Raw genomic sequence first — 3,206 nt, 5'->3', positions numbered from 1 at the left:
TATTATAGGCTGAGGCCTGTTTTTGAGGTAGCTACTATCGTATTTTTAATCGGTGTCTTATGCTTGTATGGGCGGGAGAAGAGGCAAGTCAAGATGATCTTCTCCCGTCTGTCTCAAAAGAATTTCTTCTTGGATTTGGCCATACAGTGTGGAGGCATATACATCTGGGAGTTTAAGGACGAGGAGTTCTTTTTCGAGTATCCTGTCGGTGACCAGTCATCACGGATCGAGTTGGAAGAGATGTGGAGGCTGATACATCCCGATGATCTCACTGCTTTCAAATTACTTTGGCAATCCTTATGGAAGGCGGACAAGGAGGTATTCCAATGCCGTGCCCGCTTCGCCGGATCTGATTATGAATGGTGGGAATTCCGCTTTAGCGCCATGCCTGCGTTAGATAATGCGGAGGGAGGCAAAGACGTGAGCGGTATACTTATCAATATCAATGACATGAAGAAACGGGAAAAAGAGCTTATCCTCATGAGGGGATATGAGCAAAAATTCTTGGCGAACATGAGCCATGAGATACGTACGCCGCTGAACTCTATCGTAGGCTTCTCGAACCTGCTGGCCTCGGAGAAGGACTTAGACGAGGCCGACAAGCAGCTGTTTGCCAAGACGATCAATCAGAGCTGCGATCTGCTGTTGGTGCTTATCAATGATATTCTGGAGGTTTCGAGACTTCAATCGGGACAAATGAAATTCGAGAAAGAGAGCTGCTCCGTCAAGGAGTTGGTAGACGACCTTTACCTCGCCCATCAGTTATTGGTCCCCGCCCACCTACGATTCTCGAAAGAGGCGGAGGGGGATTTGTTTATCTATACGGATAAAAAGAGACTTTCGCAAGTTATAACCAATTTCTTGACAAACGCTTGTAAATTCACGAATAGCGGATATATAAAGTTGGGATTTAAGCATCTGAGGGGGACGGATGAGGTAGCGATTTTTGTCGAGGATTCCGGGATCGGTCTATCGGAGGAGCAACAAGAGAAGGTGTTCAGCCGTTTTTTCAAGCAAGATGAATTCAGCCAAGGGGCCGGTCTGGGGTTGTCTATCTGCCAAGGAATCGTACAAAACTTGGGGGGACGGATAGAACTGAGTTCTAAGCTAGGAAAAGGAAGCCGCTTCTCGGTTGTGCTGCCGGTATATAAGGGGGGATAGTGGAGCGGGAAGCGGATGTCTTGCCGCCCCCGGACGGGATTCTCATTTTATTCCTCTTTTTGCTCGATTTTTGTGGATTTACCTCTTTGGGTTATAATGACGATAATTCCATTGCTAGCTTTAGGCCCCCATATGGCAGCGTCTGATCCTTTTAGTAAAAATATTTCTTCTATGTCGTTAACGGGGTAATCTAGGATGTCGAAATCGATAAAAGGCGTGTCATCAATCACGACTAGGGGTTTCCCTTCATTTTTTGATCTAAAGGAAGTTATCGCGTCACGGAGTACCGGATAATATTTTTGCTTAACGTCATCGAAGATAAATTTAACCCCGCTAAAGCGAGATAATAACGATTTCATCTCATTTATATGCCACCGTTCTATATCTTGGGAACTATAAATACGGCTGGAAGCTTGGACGGGCGAATAGAGTCCTTGATTCTGTTTGTCTTTCTTGAATGCCTTGATTTCTAAATTCTCCAACTCGATGGTCTTCCATATATCATCATCTGGCCTTTTATCAGGTTCCGATTGTTCCTGGTCGATTGTTAAAGTCTTGGCCAAAGTATCCAATACGAGATTCTTCCGTATGGAATCGGTTCCCGGATCGTTCATGATAGGAAGTAGCCTTATCTTGAAGTCCGGAGGCAAAGATTGGAGTGATGAGATATTTTCCAGCTTGAAAAACGGTCGCCCGGAAAGTAGATCGTCATTACTATCTACTAAAAGAAAACTAGACAGTCCGGTCTTGATGTCTTTTTTCTCGAATACGATCCATCTCCTTGAGAAATCCCAAATGTCTTTATAAACGATGGAGTCTTCGGATTGTAACAGTATATATAAAGTGTCTTTAAATTGCAAATGCTCTGGTTTTGAGACCGAGACTAATATTTGGTCTTCCTTGAAATGTACTTTTATCCCTATTGATAGGGTTGCGGCAGGTAATATAAAGCTTTTTTCTATACCTTCTGTGCTTTTACAGTTCAGATAATAGGTCCTTCCTTCATTTGGGTAAATATTGAAATATCCTAATCCGTTATATAAGGATTTTACGTTTTGTACAATATTACCTCTGTCATCCACGATCTCTCCTGAGATATCTAATGTTTTACCATCTCTGCTTTCTGCCTTGAATGCGACTACGCAGGCGGTATTCAATATCAATCGGCCCCCTTCCGGATAGAATGAGACTGTGTAAGCCTCATTTCCCTCCTTGATATCCGGATTTGATGCGGTCGATTTATCCCCGTGAAGCAATGGGAGAAAGAAAACTAGAACGTTTAGTATCAGATGGTACATGATTTTTATTTAGTTTTTTTATTGTAAACTATGTCATTGCCTTTAGGAAATCTATGATATTCCGTTGCTATGGGAAAAACGGTTGATGATCATTCTTCGCTCTAAATGTAACAAAAGAATTTATAAACTTAGGACTAAAATACATATATTATGATGTATATTGCTGAAATAGACCTAAAAAAGAAGAAACGACAACTTATTCCCTTGACGCGGATATGTCTCTTTGGCAATGTTGACGGCAAAAGAAAGAACCTGGAAAAAAATTGTACCTTTGCTTTTATAAATATGACAATATATGGCATTGAAACTTATCCATACCGCCGACTGGCATCTGGGCCAGACCTTTTTCGGCTACGACCGGGAGGCGGAGCACGACGCTTTCCTCGGTTTTCTGACGAATCTATTGGTGGAGCGTGAGACGGATGTCCTGCTGATCGCCGGCGACGTGTTCGACGTGACGAACCCTTCCGCGGGGGCGCAACGCCGTTTCTATCGTTTCCTGCGGGAGGCGAATCGCCTGAATCCGGGCTTGCAGATCGTGACCATCGCCGGCAACCACGATTCCGCGATCCGTCTGGAAGCCCCGAATCCCTTGCTGGAGGAATTGAATACCTCGATTGTCGGTATCGTGGGGAGGACGGATTCCGGGGAGATCGACCTCGCTTCGCTCGTCGTCCCTTTGAGGAACCGGGCGGGAGAGCGGGAGGCGCTTTGCCTGGCGGTGCCTTTCCTCCGCCAAGGGGATTA

Annotated in this window: 3 protein-coding genes; 2 read left to right on the top strand and 1 reads right to left on the bottom strand. The window is 44.7% G+C overall.

The genetic code is table 11. The features are described from left to right. Positions 1–1,161 (top strand): PAS domain-containing sensor histidine kinase (locus QVP94_RS12465; protein WP_288213268.1); only part of this gene is annotated, 1,161 nt, incomplete at its 5' end. Positions 1,162–1,208: 47 nt separating this feature from the next. Here QVP94_RS12465 and QVP94_RS12460 read toward each other — a convergent pair. Beyond that, positions 1,209–2,459, bottom strand: a complete 1,251-nt coding sequence (locus QVP94_RS12460; RefSeq protein WP_022192731.1) for a TonB-dependent receptor — start codon at positions 2,457–2,459, stop codon at positions 1,209–1,211. Between the two features lie 295 nt (positions 2,460–2,754). Between QVP94_RS12460 and sbcD the strand changes: the two genes are divergently transcribed. After that, positions 2,755–3,206 (top strand): exonuclease subunit SbcD (sbcD, locus tag QVP94_RS12455; protein WP_288213267.1); only part of this gene is annotated, 452 nt, incomplete at its 3' end.

The sequence above is a fragment of the Parabacteroides sp. CAG:2 genome, assembly GCF_000436315.1.
Lineage (GTDB): Bacteria > Bacteroidota > Bacteroidia > Bacteroidales > Tannerellaceae > Parabacteroides > Parabacteroides distasonis.
Note: the sequence above shows the minus strand (reverse complement) of the source record. Positions and strands in the feature narration are given on the sequence as shown.